Origin of the sequence: Shigella sp. FC1967 (assembly GCF_001743005.1) — a bacterium.
Classification (GTDB): domain Bacteria; phylum Pseudomonadota; class Gammaproteobacteria; order Enterobacterales; family Enterobacteriaceae; genus Proteus.
In genome coordinates this window covers 1-1,529 of record NZ_MIIZ01000974.1, presented here as the reverse complement: position 1 = coordinate 1,529, position 1,529 = coordinate 1, and the positions used below count along the sequence as shown (strand labels likewise).

3 protein-coding genes are annotated in these 1,529 nt (G+C 52.4%); all 3 read right to left on the bottom strand.

Features of this window, described 5'->3' with window-relative positions; translation table 11 throughout:
* On the bottom strand, positions 1 to 182 hold a 182-nt coding region (locus tag BHE89_RS24395), incomplete at its 3' end, for a DUF2997 domain-containing protein (protein ID WP_128860655.1).
* A gap of 48 nt (positions 183 to 230) precedes the next feature.
* Positions 231 to 623, bottom strand: a complete 393-nt coding sequence (locus tag BHE89_RS24390) for a hypothetical protein (RefSeq protein ID WP_000018404.1) — start codon at positions 621 to 623, stop codon at positions 231 to 233.
* Positions 624 to 684: 61 nt separating this feature from the next.
* Positions 685 to 1,529: AAA family ATPase (locus BHE89_RS16935; RefSeq protein ID WP_128860654.1), on the bottom strand; the 845-nt coding region annotated here is incomplete at its 5' end.

The window sequence follows — 1,529 nt, the reverse complement described above, 5'->3', positions numbered from 1 at the left end:
TTTTCCGTTTCGTGCTGGGTTTGACCAGCATTGAAGTGGTACTCGGGTTTCAGCTCTTTTTCTTCGACTTCGAGCTCTTCCGGGCGAATACGCTGCTCCAGCGCTTCACAGGTCTTACCCTGGAATCCCGTGAAATCGGCAGCAATCTTGCCGCCCTTGATCTTGATGTTTACTTTTTTCACTTTGTCACCTCGTCGTTAAGTTCAACCAATCTGATTGCCTTGGCGCTATTACCAAACAGCTTCCTCAGCTTCCAGTTCCAAAGTGCCATCGTGATGCTGCTTCACTGTCACGCTGAAACCTTCCTCTTTCAACTGCTGCTCGTAGTGGAAGGCAATGTAGCGATCCTGCACCTTGCTGCTTGCCTGCTGCGTCCAGCGGCCATAAGAGCCGTAGTTTTCCTGGTACTGCTCCCAAACACCGTTTTTTTCCTTGTAGCCAATCCGGTGCTCCTTGTTGTTCTGGTCGATCAGAACAATCGGGTATTTCTCGAAGGTGTAGCCAGCGCCCACGCGGTATAGCTTTTCGTTTTCAACAACGACGCCAACTCCCTCCAGAGCCTTCAACAGCAGCTCTTTGTCTTTGTAGGCGACCTGCACCTTGCCTTTTACGATATGGCTCATCTCATCACTCCTGAGTTGTTTCGGGGGGCATGCCGTGTTCCGGCATGACAAAGTTAATCGCTTAGTCCTCGATGGCGAGTTTTCGTCCAGAGCCATTCTGCTCTTGAACATCGAAGTTATTGGCCGGATAGAAGCCTTGATCCCGCAAACTGCGAATCTGGTTGATGTCTTCTCGGCGAGTTTCACTGGTCGGGGTAATGCGAGTGACCGCATCCACCAGCGCTTCATTGTTGAGCTCTTTGTCCTGAGCGTTCGCCAGATACATCGCGTCAATGACGGCCTGTTCAATCTCTGCCCCGGTGTATCCCTCGGTGGTACGCAGTAGCGTAGGCATATCGAACGCGGCGATGTTGGCCTTCTGCTTGGCGAGGTGGATCTCGAAAATCTTCTGGCGCTCAGCCACACTTGGCAGATCAATGAAGAATGCTCGGTCCCAGCGGCCAGCTCGCATCAATTCAGGAGGCAGCGACTGAACCCGGTTGGCCGTCGCCACAATGAAGATCTTCTTCTTGCGCTCTTGAAGCCAGTAGAGGAAAGAGCCCAGCAGGCGCTTGGATACTTCGTGTTCGCCATCGGCATTACCAAAAAACTTCTCCATCTCGTCAATCAACACAACAACGGGTGCGATCTGCTCAATGGTCTGCAATGCACGATTGAACTGGCGCTCGGTTTCACCGAGATACTTGCTATAGAAACGGCCCATATCCAGGCGAACCAAGGTAGTGCCAAGTACACCGGCAGCGGCTTTTGCCGTCAGCGATTTACCACCACCAGGTACACCGGCCAGAAGGACACCTTTTACCGGAAGGTCTTTGTCCCAACCGGCTTTACGTATCTGGAGGAACTCCTTGAGGTTTTCGAGACCACCGACATTCCCAATATCAATGGCCTCAAGCACATCGAGGC